Origin of the sequence: Streptomyces sp. NBC_00016 (genome assembly GCF_045040885.1) — a bacterium.
GTDB classification, from domain to species: domain Bacteria; phylum Actinomycetota; class Actinomycetes; order Streptomycetales; family Streptomycetaceae; genus Streptomyces; species Streptomyces coriariae.
In genome coordinates this window covers 5,672,534-5,689,513 of the sequence record NZ_CP108304.1, presented here as the reverse complement: position 1 = coordinate 5,689,513, position 16,980 = coordinate 5,672,534, and the positions used below count along the sequence as shown (strand labels likewise).

At 70.5% G+C, this 16,980-nt stretch carries 16 protein-coding genes and 1 tRNA gene; 8 read left to right on the top strand and 9 right to left on the bottom strand.

Going from position 1 to position 16,980, the window contains the following annotated elements; all coding sequences use genetic code 11:
- Positions 1-72: 72 nt before the first annotated feature.
- The 7 genes from OG933_RS25300 to galU form a co-directional block, all read right to left on the bottom strand.
- Positions 73-146: transfer RNA gene (locus tag OG933_RS25300), tRNA-Ala, on the bottom strand.
- Positions 147-228: 82 nt separating this feature from the next.
- The gene (gene glpR / locus OG933_RS25295; RefSeq protein WP_405629037.1) at positions 229-1,572 is read right to left on the bottom strand and encodes a gephyrin-like molybdotransferase receptor GlpR; all 1,344 of its coding nucleotides are present in this window, start codon (positions 1,570-1,572) and stop codon (positions 229-231) included.
- Positions 1,573-1,716: 144 nt separating this feature from the next.
- Positions 1,717-2,313, bottom strand: a complete 597-nt coding sequence (locus OG933_RS25290) for a GNAT family N-acetyltransferase (RefSeq protein WP_020128382.1) — start codon at positions 2,311-2,313, stop codon at positions 1,717-1,719.
- 26 nt (positions 2,314-2,339) lie between these two features.
- On the bottom strand, positions 2,340-2,876 hold the full coding sequence (locus OG933_RS25285; protein WP_405629036.1) for a molybdenum cofactor biosynthesis protein B: 537 nt from the start codon (positions 2,874-2,876) through the stop codon (positions 2,340-2,342).
- A complete protein-coding gene (gene moaC, locus OG933_RS25280) occupies positions 2,873-3,352 on the bottom strand; it encodes a cyclic pyranopterin monophosphate synthase MoaC (protein WP_020128380.1) in 480 nt (159 codons plus the stop codon). Before moaC ends, OG933_RS25285 begins: the two co-directional genes overlap by 4 nt.
- 63 nt (positions 3,353-3,415) lie before the next feature.
- Positions 3,416-4,741, bottom strand: a complete 1,326-nt coding sequence (gene glp, locus OG933_RS25275; protein ID WP_362523629.1) for a gephyrin-like molybdotransferase Glp — start codon at positions 4,739-4,741, stop codon at positions 3,416-3,418.
- Positions 4,742-4,746: 5 nt separating this feature from the next.
- Entirely contained in the window at positions 4,747-5,649 is a 903-nt protein-coding gene (gene galU, locus OG933_RS25270) for a UTP--glucose-1-phosphate uridylyltransferase GalU (RefSeq protein WP_054244072.1), read from the bottom strand.
- Between the two features lie 104 nt (positions 5,650-5,753).
- Here galU and OG933_RS25265 point away from each other — a divergent pair, with 104 nt between their 5' ends.
- Positions 5,754-6,368, top strand: coding sequence for a 5-formyltetrahydrofolate cyclo-ligase (locus OG933_RS25265; protein ID WP_405629033.1), 615 nt, complete (start codon positions 5,754-5,756; stop codon positions 6,366-6,368).
- Between the two features lie 91 nt (positions 6,369-6,459).
- Here the strand turns inward: OG933_RS25265 and OG933_RS25260 are convergent, their stop codons facing one another.
- Positions 6,460-9,240, bottom strand: a complete 2,781-nt coding sequence (locus OG933_RS25260) for a penicillin acylase family protein (RefSeq protein ID WP_405629032.1) — start codon at positions 9,238-9,240, stop codon at positions 6,460-6,462.
- Positions 9,241-9,507: 267 nt separating this feature from the next.
- Between OG933_RS25260 and OG933_RS25255 the strand changes: the two genes are divergently transcribed.
- The 6 genes from OG933_RS25255 to mscL all read left to right on the top strand — a co-directional run bounded on the left by OG933_RS25255 (position 9,508) and on the right by mscL (position 15,295).
- Positions 9,508-11,007, top strand: coding sequence for a potassium/proton antiporter (locus tag OG933_RS25255; RefSeq protein WP_362522853.1), 1,500 nt, complete (start codon positions 9,508-9,510; stop codon positions 11,005-11,007).
- 277 nt (positions 11,008-11,284) lie between these two features.
- Positions 11,285-12,577 carry an MFS transporter gene (locus tag OG933_RS25250; protein ID WP_405629031.1) on the top strand — a complete coding sequence of 431 codons (1,293 nt, stop codon included), beginning with the start codon at positions 11,285-11,287 and terminating at the stop codon, positions 12,575-12,577.
- 67 nt (positions 12,578-12,644) lie between these two features.
- Positions 12,645-12,965, top strand: coding sequence for an FmdB family zinc ribbon protein (locus tag OG933_RS25245; protein WP_020128373.1), 321 nt, complete (start codon positions 12,645-12,647; stop codon positions 12,963-12,965).
- A 77-nt stretch (positions 12,966-13,042) separates the two neighbouring features.
- Entirely contained in the window at positions 13,043-13,885 is an 843-nt protein-coding gene (locus OG933_RS25240) for an S-methyl-5'-thioadenosine phosphorylase (RefSeq protein ID WP_362522680.1), read from the top strand.
- A 165-nt stretch (positions 13,886-14,050) separates the two neighbouring features.
- Positions 14,051-14,719: an RcpC/CpaB family pilus assembly protein gene (locus OG933_RS25235; RefSeq protein ID WP_405629030.1), complete on the top strand. Its 669-nt coding sequence runs from the start codon at positions 14,051-14,053 to the stop codon at positions 14,717-14,719.
- A gap of 108 nt (positions 14,720-14,827) precedes the next feature.
- Positions 14,828-15,295: a large conductance mechanosensitive channel protein MscL gene (gene mscL / locus OG933_RS25230; protein WP_362265431.1), complete on the top strand. Its 468-nt coding sequence runs from the start codon at positions 14,828-14,830 to the stop codon at positions 15,293-15,295.
- 76 nt (positions 15,296-15,371) lie between these two features.
- On the opposite strand, the gene OG933_RS25225 is transcribed toward mscL, so the two are convergent.
- Positions 15,372-15,554: a hypothetical protein gene (locus OG933_RS25225; protein WP_054244066.1), complete on the bottom strand. Its 183-nt coding sequence runs from the start codon at positions 15,552-15,554 to the stop codon at positions 15,372-15,374.
- A 119-nt stretch (positions 15,555-15,673) separates the two neighbouring features.
- Here OG933_RS25225 and OG933_RS25220 point away from each other — a divergent pair, with 119 nt between their 5' ends.
- Complete coding sequence (locus tag OG933_RS25220) at positions 15,674-16,942, top strand: low temperature requirement protein A (RefSeq protein ID WP_405629027.1); 1,269 nt, start codon at positions 15,674-15,676, stop codon at positions 16,940-16,942.
- Positions 16,943-16,980: the final 38 nt, after the last annotated feature.

Here is a 16,980-nt window from a genome sequence, read left to right as displayed (position 1 = left end):
GCGACGACCGACCGACCGAGCGCGAACACGATAGAGCCCCCGCCGGTTACCCGGCGGGGGCTCTATGCTGCGTGGACCTGTGGGGATTTGAACCCCAGACCCCCTCGATGCGAACGAGGTGCGCTACCAGACTGCGCCACAGGCCCTTGCAACGAGTGAAACTCTAGCACCCCGGTCGGCCTGCTTGGAAATCCGTTCCCCGAGGCCGGGCGCGGGATGCGGGGCCTCTCATTCGTTGGCGGCCAGCGGTCGCTCGCCGTCCTCGTACTGGTCGAACAGCGGGGTGCGGCCGCGTTCGCGCGAGCGTCGGGCGGAGGCCGCGCGCCGGGCGTCGCTCCGCTCGTCGCCGTCCGCTTCCCGGTCCTCCGCGCGGTCCGCCTCGCCGGATTCCCCGGCCGGTGCGTCCCCGGCGTCCGCCGCTTCGTGCTCGGGCGCCACCGAACTCGAACGGGCCGAGCTCCAGGCGTCCGGCGCCCCGAGGTCAACGTCGGAGGTCGCCCGGGGCGCGACCGGCGCGGTCACGTACGTCGGCAGCGGTACCGGGACCGGGTCCCAGCTCTCGCCGTGGCCGGGCCGGCGCTGCCGCTCGCGCTGCTGGTCGACCCACTCCGCGTGATCGGTCTGCTCGACGAGTGCCCTGCGGTCCGCGGCGAGCGCCAGCAGACCCGGGTCGGTCTCCGGCTCGGGGGCCGCGTGCGGCTCCTCTGCGCCGGCGTCGGGGCCGGTGTCGACGGACGAGGCGTTCGCCGCGGCGGGCGCGCGTCGGCGCGGCTGACGCTCCCGCAGCCGCTGCGCGGCGACCTCGGCGCGCCTGCGGTCCATCTGGAAGGCGAAGCGACGGCGCTCCTGGGCGCGCAGGTACCCGATGTACGCACTGAGCAGGACGGCGGGCACTCCGGGCGCCCAGAGGAACGCGAGCCCGCCGACCGCCGCGACGATCGCGCCGAGCGTGAAGGCGAGGAAGAGCATCACGGTGGTGCGCCGACGGCGCGCGAGCGCCTTCGAGCGCTGGGCGCGCGCGGCGGACGCCTGCTCGGCGGGCGTGCGCCGGGCGACCGGCGCCCGACGGCCGGCCGGAACGGCGCCGCCTTCGCGTGCGGCCTTGGCGCCCTGTTCACGGTGGTCGTGCGCGGGCTTGGCCGCCGGTTCACGCGCCGCCTCCGGACGCCCGGCCTCCGGACGCCCCGCCCCTCGTTCCTGTCCGCGCTCCGGGGCTCGTTCCTGTCCGCGCTCCGGGGCTCGGTCCTGAGCTCGTTCCTGAACCCGCTCCTGGACCGGCGCCTTCACCTGCGGGCGGGTCGGAGGCATGGCGAAGGACCGGACGTCCACCGATGCGGTGACGGCGTCCGGAACGTCGGCGTCGGACTCCCCCTCCTCGGTGGAGCGCGCCCGCAGGTCCTTGGCGTACCGGCGCTCCATTCCCGCCCGTCCGGACAGCAGCCGGATGGCGGTGCTGAAGCGTTCCGTCGGACGGGCCTCGTTCAGCTCGTCCTGCCTACGGAGCCACATAGGCACCAAGTAGGCGGCCCAGGCCCCGACAATGACTGCGTAGATGAGGCCGCTGCTGCTCACGCCTCACACGGTAGAGGGGTTTACGTGAGGCCATCCGCCAATTGGGCCGGTGTGTCGCACGATCTGGCTGATATTTCGAACTTTTTTTGCGACCGGTGCGATCAACCGATCATTTTCGAACATGCATTCGGCTAATCGGCTAATTCAATTGGACGCCTTCTGCGAGCGTGTGCGCCGCCACCGGTTCAGCAGTCCCTCCGGGACCTCCTCCGCCGTGAGCGCGAAGACGAGGTGGTCACGCCAGGCGCCGTCGATGTGGAGATAGCGCGGCCGCAGCCCTTCCTCACGGAATCCGAGTTTCTCCACGACCCGGCGGCTCGGCCCGTTCTCCGGCCGAATGCAGACCTCGATGCGGTGCAGTCCGACGGTGCGGAAACAGTGGTCCACGATGAGCGCCACGGCCGTCGGCATCACACCGCGGCCGGCCACCGACTCGTCCACCCAGTAGCCGACGTGCCCGGAGCACATCGACCCCCAGGTGATCCCCGCGACCGTCAACTGCCCGACGAGCCGCCCCTGGTACTCGATCACGAACGGCAGCATCCGGCCCGCGTTCGCCTCGGACCGCAGATGCCGGACCATCTGGCGGTAGGTCGGCCGGTGTGCGATCGGCCCGCTGGGCGCGGGCGGCGGGATGGTCGCCTCCCAGGGGCGCAGCCAGTCCCGGTTGCGCCGGTTGACCTCGCGCCAGGCCCGCTGGTCGCGCAGCTTTATGGGCCGCAGGACGATGTCGCCCTCCACCAGTTCGACGGGCCAGGATGAGGTGTTCAGCTCGCACCCCCGTGGCTCGGTCTGGGGTGGTCGCCGCCACGGATCTGGTCGACGGCGTGGATCAGCAGGGGCTCCAGGACGGCCAGCCCGTCCTTCACCCCGCCGGTGGAGCCCGGCAGGTTGACGATCAGCGTGCCGCCCGACACACCGGCCAGGCCCCGGGAGAGCGCCGCGGTGGGCACCTTCTCCCGGCCGTACGCCCTGATGGCCTCGGCGATGCCCGGCACCTCGTGGTCGATCACCGCGCGGGTGGCCTCCGGGGTGCGGTCGGTGGGCGAGATGCCGGTGCCGCCGGTGGTGACGACGGCGTCGTACCCGGCCTCGACGGCGGCCCGCAGCGCCGCCTCCACCGGATCCCCGTCGGGGACCACCTGCGGCCCGTCGACGGCGAACCCGAAGCCGCGCAGGCCCTCGGCGATCAGCGGGCCGCCCCTGTCCTCGTAGACGCCGGCGGCGGCCCGGTTGGAGGCGGTCACGACCAGTGCGCTGTACGGAGCGAGCAGCGCGCCACCGGCCGACGTGTCGAGTGTCATGCCCGGCTCCAGTCGCCCGACTTGCCGCCCGTCTTCTCCTCCACGCGCACGTCCGTGATGACCGCTCCCTTGTCGACCGCCTTCACCATGTCGATCACGGTGAGCGCGGCGACGGAGACCGCGGTGAGCGCCTCCATCTCGACGCCCGTGCGGTCCGTCGTCTTCACCGTGGCGGTGATCTCCACGGCGTCGTCCGCGACCGACACATCCAGTTTCACACCGGAGACGGCCAAGGGGTGGCACAGCGGGATCAGGTCCGGGGTGCGTTTGGCGCCCATGATGCCCGCGATCCGCGCGGTGGCCAGCGCGTCCCCCTTGGGTACCCCCTCGCCGCGCAGCAGCTCGACCACACGGGGCGAGACGAGAACCCGCCCGCTGGCACGCGCGGTGCGCGCGGTGACGTCCTTGCCGGAAACGTCGACCATGCGGGCAGCGCCCACGTCGTCGATGTGCGTCAGTCGGTCCTGCGTACTCATGGTGGTGTGGCGCTCCCGGTCCGGGCCTGTTGTGCGCGACACGGTACCCCCAACCAGGGCCACTCAGCCGAGGAGGACCACCTCGACGTCGGCACCGGGCTCGACGGACTCCACGTCCTCGGGGACGACGATCAGCGAGTCGGCGTGCGCGAGGGCCGCGACCAGGTGGGAGCCGGCGCCCCCGACGGGGCGGACGGTGCCGTCGTCGTAGGTGGCGCGCAGGAACTGTCTGCGGCCCTTCGGCGAGGTCAGCGCCTTGTCGGCGATCAGCTTCGCGCGCGTGGTGGGCCGGTGGACGTCCTCGAGGCCCATGAGGGTACGGATGGCGGGGCGCACGAACAGCTCGAACGAGACGTACGACGACACCGGGTTGCCCGGCAGGGCCAGCAGGGGGATGTGGTCGGGGCCGATGGAGCCGAAGCCCTGGGGCTTGCCGGGCTGCATGGCGAGCTTGCGGAACTCGACACCGCTGCCCGCCTCGTCCTCGTCGCCGACGTGCTCAAGGGCCTCCTTGACGACGTCGTACGCCCCGACGCTCACCCCGCCGGTGGTGACGACGAGGTCGGCGCGGACGAGCTGGTCCTCGATGGTGGAGCGGAGCGTCTCGGCGTCGTCGGCGACCGCGCCGACCCGGTAGGCGATGGCGCCGGCGTCCCGGGCGGCCGCGGTGAGGGCGAAGCTGTTGGAGTCGTAGATCTGGCCGCTGCCCAGCTCCTCGCCGGGCTGGACGAGTTCGCTGCCGGTGGACATCACGACCACGCGCGGGCGCGGGCGCACGCGTACGGTGCCCCGGCCGATCGCGGCGAGCAGGGCGATCTGGGGCGGTCCGAGGACGGTCCCGGCGTCGAGGGCGCGGTCGCCCGCCTTCACGTCGCTGCCCTTCGCGCGTACGTGCGCGCGTGCCTCGGCGGGCCGGTACACGCGCACGTGCCCCGACGCCTGCTCGGGGGCGAGGCTGCGGGCACGCATCCCGCTGACCGGGCCCTCGCCGAGTCCGCCGTCGGTCCACTCCACGGGAACGACGGCCTCGGCGCCCGCCGGGAGCGGGGCGCCGGTCATGATCCGGGCGGCCTGGCCGGGTCCCACGTACAGCAGGTCGGCCGCCTGTCCCGCCGCGACGTCCCCGACGACGTCCAGGGCCGCCGGGAACTCCTCGCTCGCGCCCGCGACATCCGCGACCCGCACCGCGTACCCGTCCATGGAGCTGTTGTCGAAGGGCGGCAGTGAGACCGGCACCATGACGTCGTCGACCAGGACGCAGCCCTGGGCGTCGGGCAGTTGCAGCTCGATGGGTTCCAGGGGGCGGACGGTGGCGAGGATGTCCTCCAGGTGTTCGTCCACCGACCAGAGCTGGTCCCGGCCGGTGGGGCGGTGCGCGGCGGTGCTCAAAGTGGCTACATCTCCTCGGTGACGTAACTGCGAAGCCAGGACCGGAAGTCCGGACCCAGATCCTCACGTTCGCACGCGAGTCTGACAATGGCACGCAGGTAGTCGCCGCGGTCGCCGGTGTCATAGCGGCGGCCCTTGAAGACGACTCCGTGGACGGGGCCGCCGACCTTCTCGTCCTGCGCGAGCTGCTGGAGGGCGTCGGTGAGCTGGATCTCGCCGCCGCGGCCGGGCTCGGTCTGCCGCAATATGCCGAACACACTCGGGTCGAGGACGTAGCGTCCGATGATCGCGTAGTTCGACGGGGCGTCCGCCGGGTCCGGCTTCTCGACGAGGCCGATCACCTTGACGACGTCGCTGTCCACGGTGGCCTCCACGGCCGCGCAGCCGTAGAGGTGGATCTGCTCGGGGGCGACCTCCATGAGCGCGACGACGCTGCCGCCGTGCCGCTCCTGCACCTCGATCATCCGCTGGAGCAGCGGGTCGCGGGGGTCGATCAGGTCGTCGCCCAGCAGGACGGCGAAGGGCTCCTGCCCTACATGCGGGGCCGCGCACAGGACGGCGTGTCCGAGTCCCTTGGGGTCGCCCTGGCGCACGTAGTGCATGGTCGCGAGGTCGCTGGACTGCTGGACCTTGGCGAGCCGGGCGGCGTCGCCCTTCTTCTGCAGGGCCGACTCGAGTTCGTAGTTGCGGTCGAAGTGGTCCTCGAGAGGGCGCTTGTTGCGGCCTGTGACCATGAGGACGTCGTCGAGGCCGGCGGAGACGGCTTCCTCGACCACGTACTGGATAGCCGGCTTGTCCACGACCGGCAGCATCTCCTTGGGAGTGGCCTTGGTCGCCGGCAGGAACCGGGTGCCGAGGCCGGCTGCGGGGATGACAGCCTTGCTGATCCTGGGGTGCGACTGCGTCATGTCGGCAACCTTATCCGGTGACTTTGAGAGGGATCTGCGGCTCCGGTTAATTGATGATCATATGAACGCATTGGAGCAGTGTGGGACAAGTACGGGAGCGACATATGAGCCACCTCGAAGGCGTACCAGAGTCTGACAAACGTACGTTGCGGCGAGGGTTCCTCGCCGTGAGAAACAGGTTGACGCCCGATGACGTGCGCGCGGCGGCCGTCGCCCTGGCCGAGCGGGCCCTGGAGCTGCCCGAGTTGACGCACGCGCGCACGGTCGCGGCATACGTCTCCGTGGGTACCGAGCCGGGCACCCTGGCGCTGCTGGACACGCTGCGCGCGCGGGGCGTGCGGGTGCTGCTCCCCGCGCTGCTGCCCGACAACGACCTGGACTGGGGCGCCTACACCGGCGAAGGCGCTCTCGCGCGGGTCCTGCACGGCGGGAAGATGGCCCTCCTGGAGCCCGCCGGCGAGCGCCTCGGCCCGGACGCCGTGACGGCCGCCGACGTGGTGCTGCTGCCGGGACTGGCGGTAGACGCGCGCGGAACACGCCTGGGGCGCGGCGGAGGATCGTACGACCGCGTACTGGCGCGGCTGGCGGCCTCCGGGGCCCACCCCGCGCTGGTGGTGCTCCTGTACGACGCCGAGGTCGTCGAGCACGTCCCCGGGGAGACGCACGACCGGCCGGTGCACGCGGTGGTGACGCCCTCGGGGACACGACGCTTCACCTGACCACCGTGCCCTCATGCCGGAAGGGGCCGCCCTCATGCCGGAAGGGGCCCTCCACGCGCGCGTGGAGGGCCCCTTCCGGACGGTCGGCAGCTCAGGGTTTGAGCACGAGGGTGTCGCTGGTGCTGTCGTCGACCGCCTTCTTCGAGAAGGACCAGTCGAGCAGTTCACCGTTGGCCCACTTGCTCGTCTGGTCGGTGTAGTGAGCGCTGAAGGCGTGTCCCGAGGCTCCGGTGAGGTTGATCCACTTCGACTTGTCGAGGTCGTCGAGGTTGACCACCATCCGCATCGACGGCACCCATACGACGCCGTAACCGCCGGCCGCGTTCCAGCCGGTCGCGTTGACCGTCGCCTCGCCGCCGCCGAGCTTCCACGGGCCGCGGTTGAGGATGTACTGGAGGAAACCGGGGCCGCTGGTGCCCAGGGTCTGGTTCTTCAGGAACAGGCGGTGCAGCCGGCCCCAGCTCCAGGTGTCGATGTCCTTGCCGAGCTTGGCGGTCAGCTCCCAGCGGGCGTCGATCATGGCCCGCGCGAACAGCTTGTCGCGGTCGTGGTCGGCGCCGGGACGGGTGCCCGAGTCGGGCGTCGTCCACCAGTCGCTGTCCGTCTTCGTCATGAGGTTGCGCACGACCTCGAACCAGCGGTCGCCGCCGTCCGGCTGCGCCTGGTCGGCGTCGCGCTGGCCGCACTCACGAACCTTCTCGGTGTCGTCGACCGGGCCTGTGGTGTTGACCGGGTCGACCCACAGGCACTGGTCCTCGACGCGCAGCTCCTTGGGCAGCTTGTTGCCGAAGGCCAGCTTGAGGATGTTGCGCCAGACCGCGTTGAAGTAGGCGGCCGCGGCCGAGTCGGCGTCCTGGGTGAAGTCCCAGTTCTCCAGCAGCTTCTGTGCCTCACGGACGTCCGGGGAGTCCAGGTTGATCTTCTTCAGCACGGGCACGAGCAGCTTCGCGATCTCACTGTCGTCGTCCAGCTGCATCTGGCGCATGTCGTCGGTGGAGATCTTGCCGCCGCCCTTGATCTTGCCCTTGATCAGGTCGGTGATCCGCTGGCTGCGCGCGCCGTAGCCCCAGTCCGTGGTGAGCGTGTACGGGTACTTGTCCTTGTCGACCACGGCCTGGTTGGCGGTGACGATGTAGCCGCGGGCGGGGTCGTACTCGTAGGGCAGCTCATCGAAGTCGATGTAGCCCTTCCACTTGTACTTGGAGAGCCAGCCCGGCGCCGGGATCGAGCCGTCGACGCCCTTCGCGCGCGTGGGGATCTTTCCGGGCAGCTGGTAGCCGATGTGGTTCGAGGTGTCGGCGTAGACGAGGTTCTGCGAGGGCACGTCGAATTTCTCGGCCGCCTTGCGGAAACTGTCCCAGTCCTTCGCCTTGTCGATGTCGAAGACGGCGTCCATGGACGTGCCGGCTGTCAGCGCGGTCCACTTCAGGGCGACGCCGTAGCCGTCGCCGCGGTCGGGCGCCGCGGTGTCGACGGTGGCCTTCTTGCCGACATCGACGAGTTCGTCGTCACGGTCGGACAGCAGGGGCATCCCGTCCTCGGTCTCCCGGACGACGATCTTCTTGGACTCGCCGCCGGCGACCTTGATGGTCTCCTCGCGCGTGACGAACGGCTTCACCTTGCCGTCGTACTGGTAGCCGTCGTCCCCGGAGAGCTTCTCCAGGTAGAGGTCGGTGACATCGACGCCGGAATTGGTCATGCCCCAGGAGATGGTCTGGTTATGGCCGATGATCACACCGGGCATTCCCGCAAAGGTGTAGCCGGAGACGTCGTACTGGCACTTGCTCGAGACGGCGCGGCAGTGCAGGCCCATCTGATACCAGACGGACGGCAGCGACGCCGACAGGTGCGGGTCGTTGGCCAGCAGCGGCATATTGGTGATCGTGTTCTTGCCGGCGACGACCCAGGAGTTCGAGCCGATGCCGTTGCCGTTCACGCCGACGGCCGTGGGCAGGTCGTCCAGGACGTTGTAGAGGCCCGAGAGCTGGCTCTGGAGGGCCGAGCCCTCCGTACTGCCCGAGGATGAGTCCGAGGACGCACCCGTGCCGTCCGTGGAGCTGTCGTCGGAGTCGCTCTGGCCGTCGCTCTGCTCGAACGTCTTCGTCAGCTCGTCGTACTGGCCGTCCTGGACGATCGCCTGGTTCCGGTCGTACGGGTACTGCGGGTACAGCTCGGCGATCTGGGCCGGGCCGAGGCGGCTGGTCATCAGGGCGCGGTCGATCTCGTCCTGCATGTTGCCGCGCAGGTCCCAGGCCATCGCCTTCAGCCAGGAGACCGAGTCGACCGGGGTCCACTCGGTGGGCTTGTAGTCGTTGGTGAACCCCAGGGCCGCGTACTCCAGGGAGATGTCGGCGCCGTCCTTGCCCTTGAGGTAGGCGTTGACCCCCTTGGCGTAGGCCTGGAGGTACTTCTTCGTGTCGGCCGACAGCTTGCTGTCGTACTCCTCCTTGGCGACACGGTCCCAGCCCAGGGTGCGCAGGAACTCGTCGTTGTCGACCTGGCTCTTGCCGAACATCTCCGAGAGCCGCCCGGAGGTCATGTGCCGGCGGACGTCCATCTCGTAGAACCGGTCCTGGGCCTGGACATAGCCCTGCGCCATGAACAGGTCCTCGTCGGAGTCCGCGTAGATCTGCGGGATGCCGTAGCCGTCCCGCTTCACGTCGACGGGCCCGGTCAGGCCCTCGAGTGTGATCGAACCCTTGGTCTGCGGGAAGGACGCGCGGACGGTGCTGATGGACCAGTAGGCGCCGTAGGCAATGCCTCCGATGATGGCCAGCACCAGCACAAGCACGATCAAACGGGCTTTGCGCCCCTTCTTCCTGCCGGACTTGCCGGGCTTGTCACCCGATGTGGCGGTGGTGTTGGGGGGCATCGCTGTCCTTGCTGTCCTAACGCGAGCGGCAGGCGGTCCTGGAGTGCTGGAGCAACCATAGGCGCAGGGCCTTGTGCCACTTGACGCGGAGTCGGGTACCGGTACGGAGGGATGTTCGATCTTCCCTCGCCGAGCGTCAAGAAATCGTCAAGAGTTAGGTAAGGTAACGAAGTAGTTGGGTGCGAAGCTCGCAGCTTCGTGTCCGATGTATCCGAAGCACATGTGCGCCCGCGCGCAAGCCGCGCGCGCCAGTGAAGGGAACCGCCGCTGACTGTCCACCACCTCAACCAGCTCCTGCTCGTCTGCTCGCTCGTCCTGCTCGTCGCCGTCGCAGCGGTCCGGATCTCCTCGCGCAGCGGGCTCCCCAGCCTGCTCGTCTACGTGGGCATCGGCGTCCTCATGGGCCAGGACGGCATCGGCAACATCCACTTCGACAATGCCGAGATGACCCAGGTCATCGGCTACGCCGCCCTGGTCGTGATCCTCGCCGAGGGCGGCCTGGGCACGAAGTGGAAGGAGGTCGAACCGGCCCTGCCGTCCGCCACGGCGCTGGCACTGGCCGGCGTCGCGGTCAGCGTCGGCGTCACCGCCACGGCCGCACACTTCGTGACCGGGCTGGAGTGGAGACAGGCGCTGATCATCGGCGCGGTGGTGTCCTCGACCGACGCGGCGGCGGTCTTCTCCGTCCTGCGCAAGATCCCCCTCCCCTCGCGCGTGACGGGCACGCTGGAGGCCGAGTCCGGCTTCAACGACGCCCCGGTGGTCATCCTGGTGGTCGCCTTCTCCACGGCGGGCCCCGTCGAGCACTGGTACGTGCTGGTGGGCGAGATAGCGCTGGAGCTGGCCATCGGCGCCGCCATCGGCCTCGCGGTCGGCTGGCTGGGCTCCTGGGGCCTCAGGCACGTCGCACTGCCCGCCTCCGGCCTCTACCCGATCGCCGTCATGGCGATCGCGGTCACCGCGTACGCGGCGGGCTCCCTGGCACACGGCAGCGGCTTCCTGGGCGTCTACCTCGCCTCGATGGTCATGGGCAACGCGAAACTGCCGCACTGGCCCGCGACCCGCGGGTTCGCCGACGGGCTCGGCTGGATCGCCCAGATCGGCATGTTCGTGCTGCTCGGCCTCCTGGTGACCCCGCACGAGCTGGGCGACGACGTGCTGCCCGCGCTCGTCATCGGCCTGGTGCTGACCATGGTGGCCCGCCCGCTCAGCGTCGTGCTGTGCCTGACACCGTTCCGGGTGCCCTGGCAGGAGCAGACGCTGATGTCCTGGGCCGGGCTGCGCGGCGCCGTCCCCATCATTTTGGCGACGATCCCCATGGTGAACGGCGTCGACGGCAGCCGCCGCATCTTCAACATCGTCTTCGTCCTGGTCGTCGTCTACACCCTGATCCAGGGGCCGACGCTGCCCTGGCTGGCGCGCAAGCTGCGCCTGGGCGGCGATCCCGAGGCCGCCGACCTCGGCGTCGAGTCGGCGCCCCTGGAGCGGCTGCGCGGGCACCTGCTGTCCGTGGCGATCCCCGAGGGGTCGAAGATGCACGGCGTCGAGGTCAACGAGCTACGACTGCCGGCCGGGGCGGCCGTCACCCTCGTCGTGCGCGAGGGGACGTCGTTCGTGCCGCTGCCGACGACCGTACTGCGACACGGCGACGAACTCCTCGTCGTCGCCACCGACCCGGTCCGCGACGCGGCCGAACGGCGACTGCGCGCCGTCGGGCACGGCGGCAAGCTCGCCGGATGGCTGGGCACGGGCGGCGGCGCGCGTTAAGTGCATGTTTCGCACCGTTCACACCCCCTTCATTCGGAGGCGGCCAGCCTTACGGTGCTCATTTTCACAGGGATGACGCGCCTTGATCCCTGTACGATGAAGGCACACCTTGATCGAACCAACTCTGCCTGACGCAGAGCTGGCGCGACCGTATGGCGGCCGGGACACCTCGTGCGGCGAGCACCGGCATCTACCGCAGCACGCGCAAGAGGACAGCTCTCGGCGCCCCCGCCCTCCGGACGGGGTCGCGCTACCAGGCGGCAGAAAGGCACGGGCCGTGGCATCCACGGTCACCACCGAGCCGTCGAAGGACTCGTCGGCCTCGTCCCGCCCGGGATACGGACAGCTGCTGCGCACCCGCGGCGCCTGGACGTTCCTGCTGCCCGGCTTCGCGGCCCGCCAGCCGTTCGCCATGCTCACCATCTCCATCGTGCTGCTCGTGCAGCACACCACCGGCTCGTACGGCGCGGCCGGTGCCGCCGCGGCCGTCACCGGTGTCTCCATGGCGCTGTGCGCGCCCTACAGCGGGCGGCTCGCCGACCGCTACGGGCAGCGCGCGGTGCTGATCCCCGGCGTGCTCCTGCACACACTGTCGGGCCTCACCCTCACCGTGCTCGCCCTGAGCCATGCCCCCCTGTGGACGGTGTTCGCGGCGGCCGTACCCACGGGCGCCTCGGTACCGCAGATCGGGCCCATGGTGCGGGCCCGCTGGGGTGCGCGGCTCAAGGGCTCGCCCCTGATGACCACCGCCGCTGCCTTCGAGTCCGTCACCGACGAGCTCACCTTCGTCTTCGGCCCGCTGCTGGCGACCGCCCTGTGCACCGCCGTGAACCCGGCCGCCGGCCTGGTCACCGAGGCCGCGCTGACGCTGCTCGGCGGCCTGCTGTTCGCCGCGAGCAAGAGCACGCAGCCCCAGGTCGCCGTCGCCGGGCACGCACGCGTGGAGCATGCCTCGGCGCTGCGCGTCCCCGGAGTGCGCGTGCTGATCGTGGCCTTCCTGGGCATCGGTGCCGTCTTCGGCGGCATGCAGGTCTCGCTGGCCGCGTTCACCGAGTCCATCGGCGAGCCCGGCCTGAACGGCGTCCTGTACGGCACCTTCGCCGCGGGCAACATGCTCTCCGGCCTGGTCTGCGGCGCCATCGCCTGGAAGGTCGCCCCACGCCGGCGCCTGGTCGTCGCCTACGCCGCACTGGCGCTCGTCGCCTCCGGCCTGTGGGCGGCGCACTCGGTGCCCGTCCTGGCGGGCCTCGGCCTCCTGGTCGGCATGTGCATCGCGCCCGCGCTGATCACCGGCTACACGCTGGTCGAGGACCTGGTTCCGGCCGGCGCCCGCACCGAGGCGTTCACCTGGCTGACGGGCGCGGTCGCGCTCGGGCAGGCGGCCGCCGTCACGATCGCCGGACAGCTGGAGGACCGCTTCTGGGGCGGCGCCGGCTTCCTGGTGCCCCTGGGGGGCACCCTGCTGGCCCTCGTGACCCTGCTGGCACTGCGTTCACGGCTGGAGACACGCCCCCGCGCGCGTACCGTCGCACGTGGCGTCGGTCACCGCGTGCCGGTGACAGTGGACTGATCCCCCGGAATACGTCAAGATAGACCGTCGTTAGCACTCACTGAGTGAGAGTGCCAGGAGGAAGACAGTGCCGACCTACCAGTACCAGTGCACCGAGTGCGGCGAGGGCCTCGAGGCGGTGCAGAAGTTCACCGACGATGCCCTGACCGAGTGCCCCAACTGCGGTGGCCGCCTCAAGAAGGTGTTCTCCGCCGTCGGCATCGTCTTCAAGGGCTCCGGCTTCTACCGCAACGACAGCCGCGGCTCCTCGTCGAGCAGCTCGCCGGCGTCGTCCTCGAAGTCGTCGACGTCCGGCTCCGACTCGAAGCCGTCGACCTCGACGTCCTCGACCTCGGACTCGAAGTCGTCGAGCACCGGCACCTCGACCGGCAGCAGCTCAGCCGCGTAAGGCGCGCGCTCACAGGACCCTGTCGTCTTACGACGACGGGGTCTTCGGCGTTTCCCGGGGCGGCTAGGGTGCGACGCATGGCGAACAAGGCGCACGCAGAGATCGGTGTGATCGGCGGCTCAGGCTTCTACTCGTTCCTCGACGACGTGACCGAGCTCCAGGTCGACACCCCCTACGGACCGCCCAGCGACTCGCTCTTCCTCGGCGAGATCGCCGGCCGGCGGGTCGCCTTCCTGCCCCGGCACGGACGCGGACATCATCTGCCGCCCCACCGGATCAACTACCGGGCCAACCTGTGGGCCCTGCGCTCGGTCGGGGCGCGCCAGGTCCTCGGCCCGTGCGCGGTGGGCGGCCTGCGCCCGGAGTACGGGCCCGGCACGCTGCTCGTGCCCGATCAGCTGGTCGACCGCACTAAGTCGCGGATCGGAACGTACTTCGACGGGCTGCCCCTGCCCGACGGCACGGTGCCCAACGTGGTGCATGTCTCCCTGGCCGACCCCTACTGCCCCGCGGGACGCTCGGCGGCCTTGAAGGCGGCACGTGGCCGGGAGTGGGAGCCGGTGGACGGCGGGACGCTGGTCGTGATCGAGGGGCCGCGGTTCTCGACCCGCGCCGAATCGTTGTGGCACCAGGCGCAGGGTTGGTCGGTGGTGGGCATGACGGGTCACCCGGAGGCCGCGCTGGCTCGTGAACTCGAGCTCTGCTACACGTCCTTGAACCTGGTCACCGATCTGGACGCGGGCGCCGAGAGCGGTGAGGGCGTGTCGCACGAGGAGGTGCTGCGGGTGTTCGCGGCGAACGTGGACCGGCTGCGGGACGTGCTGTTCGACGCGGTGGCCGCGCTGCCCTCCGCCGACGAGCGCGACTGCCTGTGCGCGAACGCGCTGGGCGGGCTGAATCCGGGTTTCGAGCTGCCGTAGCGGGTGCAGGGAGCTGAGCGGGAAAGGGAGCCTCGGGCGCGGAAGTTCTCCTTCGGGTGAGGGAGTTGTCCACAACACGGCGGTGGTCCACCGGCTCCGGCGAGCGGCGGCGCGAAGGCTCATCGTGGCTTCGCAAACCCGTACCTCGTCGCAGGTGGTGATCCCGTGTCCGACTCCCTCGTTCCGCCCTCTCCTCTTACCCCTCTTCCTCCGCCCGCCCCGTCCTCTCTCTCCTTCGCGACGCGCCCACCCGGCACGGATGCTCCGGCCACCTGCGAGGTGCCGCCCTTCGCTCCCGTGCGGGTCCGCGGCGGGCGGTACCGGCTGGGACGGCTCGTACGGAGCCGGCGGCGGGCCCTCGCCCTGGGGCTCGCCATCACCGCCGCCGCGCTCGTGGCGTCCGGCCCCCGGGACGGCGATCCGGCCCGAGGACATCCCGGTGGGGCCGCGCGCGCGGACGCGGGCGGGCGCGCGCACCCCCGCGCGCATGCTCCACTACACGCCCCTGCACATGACTCTCGCGCCGGGGAGAAGGTGACGGCACCGGTACGGATCGCCGACGCGGCCACGGTCCGGCTGCTGCGCCCCGGTGACCGGGTCGATGTCATCGCCGCCGAGCCGACGCCGCTGGGCGGCATGGACGGCGCGGGCGGCGACGCCCGTGTGGTCGCGCGCGGGGCACTGGTGACGAAGGTGCCGGAGCCGCTGAACACCGACGGCGCCGCCGGCGCGGCGGACGACGGGGCGCTGGTCGTCCTGTCGGTGCCCCGGTCCACCGCCGCGCGCCTGGCGGGGGCGAGTGCGACGGCTCGGCTGGCGGTGACCCTGTGGTGACGTCAAGCCCCTCGTCCGAGGAACCGAATTGGACAGGCCCTCCTGGCGTTGACGTAGGTTGCGGAGCTGTTTGTTCCACAACCTGTACATGCGAGGAGTGTCCCCGAGGTGAGCGAAAAGAAGGCAAGCGTCTGGCAGGGCTTCAAGGCCTTCCTGATGCGTGGCAACGTCGTCGATCTGGCAGTCGCGGTGGTGATCGGCGCGGCCTTCACGAACATCGTCAACTCGGTGGTGAAGGGAATCATCAACCCGCTCATCGGAGCGGTCGGCACCAAGAACCTGGACAGTTACAACTCCTGTCTCAAGGGCCCCTGCACCGGCACGGGGGACAGCGCGACGGGCGTCCGGATCCTGTGGGGGTCCGTCCTGGGCGCGACCCTCACCTTCGTGATCACCGCTGCCGTCGTGTACTTCCTGATGGTCCTGCCCATGTCGAAGTACCTGGCGAAGATGGAGGCCCGCAGGAAGGCCAAGGAGGGCACGCAGGAGATCGTCGAGCTGACCGAGCTGGAGGTGCTCAAGGAGATCCGCGACGCGCTGGTCGCCCAGCGGGGCTCGGGGCACAACGAGCGGTAGAGGCGCTCGACGGGGCCCTGCGGGCGGTGCTCCGCCAGGGCTCCCGCGCCTGCCGGACCGGCACCGCCCGTCGGGTTCAGACGTGGTGGGGCGGCTTCTCGTCCAGGAAGCGCTTCAGGTCGGCGACGCTGTCGCCCTCTGCGGACGGACGCTCGCCCCAACCTCGGTCGGTGTCGTCCGAGGACTGCCGGTCCAGCGGGTCGTCGAAGATCAGCGCGGCCTTCGGGTCGCGCGGCTCGGAGGCGGAGGGGGTGCTCATCCCTCCAGAGTACGGCCCCGGGACCCGCTCGGGTCAGGGCCTGGCCGCAGGCCACGCACCGCGCGAGCCTGCGGATTCCGCACAAGATTTTCCGCCCGTTGTCTGCTGTGCTGGTCCCCATGACGTCCAGTACGCCCCCGTCGGCCTCTCCCCCTCCTCCCCGGACCACCGCCTCCCCGGCGCCCGTCCGCTTGAAGCCGCTGCGCAGCCTGACCGCGCGCGGGAAGGGCGAGACGCACCGCGTCGCCTCGCCCCTCGAGCTCTTCTTCGACCTGTGCTTCGTCGTGGCCATCGCCCAGGCGGGCATCCAACTGGTGCACGCCGTGGCCGAGTCCCACGCGGGCGAGGGAATCCTCAACTACGCGATGGTCTTCTTCGCCATCTGGTGGGCGTGGATGAACTTCACCTGGTTCGCGTCGGCGTACGACAACGACGACGTCCTGTACCGGATCGTCACGCTGGTGCAGATCGCCGGGGTCCTGGTGCTGGCGGCGGGCATCTCGCGGGCGTTCGAGGACCACGAGTTCGTGGCCGTCTGGTTGGGCTACGCGATCATGAGGTTCGCGCTGAGCTGGCAGTGGCTGCGCGTCGCGTGGTCCGCCGAGGGCGCGGAGCGGACGATGGCGCTGCGGTACGCGGCGGGCGTGCTGATCTGCCAGATCGGGTGGCTGGGGCTGCTGATCCTGCCGGAGGACGGCAGGGCATGGCTGTTCCTGGTGATGGCGCCGCTGGAGATGTGCGTGCCGATCTACGCGGAGAAGGACCATCCGACGTCCTGGCATCCGCATCACATCGCCGAGCGCTACGGGCTGTTCACGATCATCGTGCTGGGCGAGACGATCGCGGCGGCGACGGTCGCCGTGAAGTCCGGCATCGACGAGAACGACGCGCTGGGCGAGCTGCTGCCGATCGCGGTGGGCGGGCTACTGATCGTCTTCGCCGCCTGGTGGATCTACTTCGTGGTGCCCATCCATGGGCATCTGCGCTCCAACAGGCAGGCGTTTCTCTGGGGCTACGGGCACTACGTCGTCTTCGCCTCGGCCGCCGCGATCGGTGCGGGTCTGGAGGTGGCCGTCGAGCAGGCGGTCGGCGAGGCCCATATCTCGACGCTCGCCGCGTCGGCCGCGGTCACCCTGCCGACGGCGCTGTACCTGCTGGCGGTCTGGATCCTGCACGCACGCCACTTCAAGGTGGGCCTGGCCCAGCAACTGGTGCTGCCCGTCGCCGCTCTGCTGGTGATCTGCAGCACCTTCCTCGGCGAGTGGGCGGTCCTGGCGGCCGGCCTGGTGTCGGCGCTGGCGGTGGCGACCGGGACGACCCTGACGGCGCGCCTGGTCGCGCGGGAGTCACGGGAGAGCCCCGGGCAAGCATCGAGCGCGGTGATGTGACGGGGCGTGACACCGCCACGCGCGACGCGGGTCGGGCA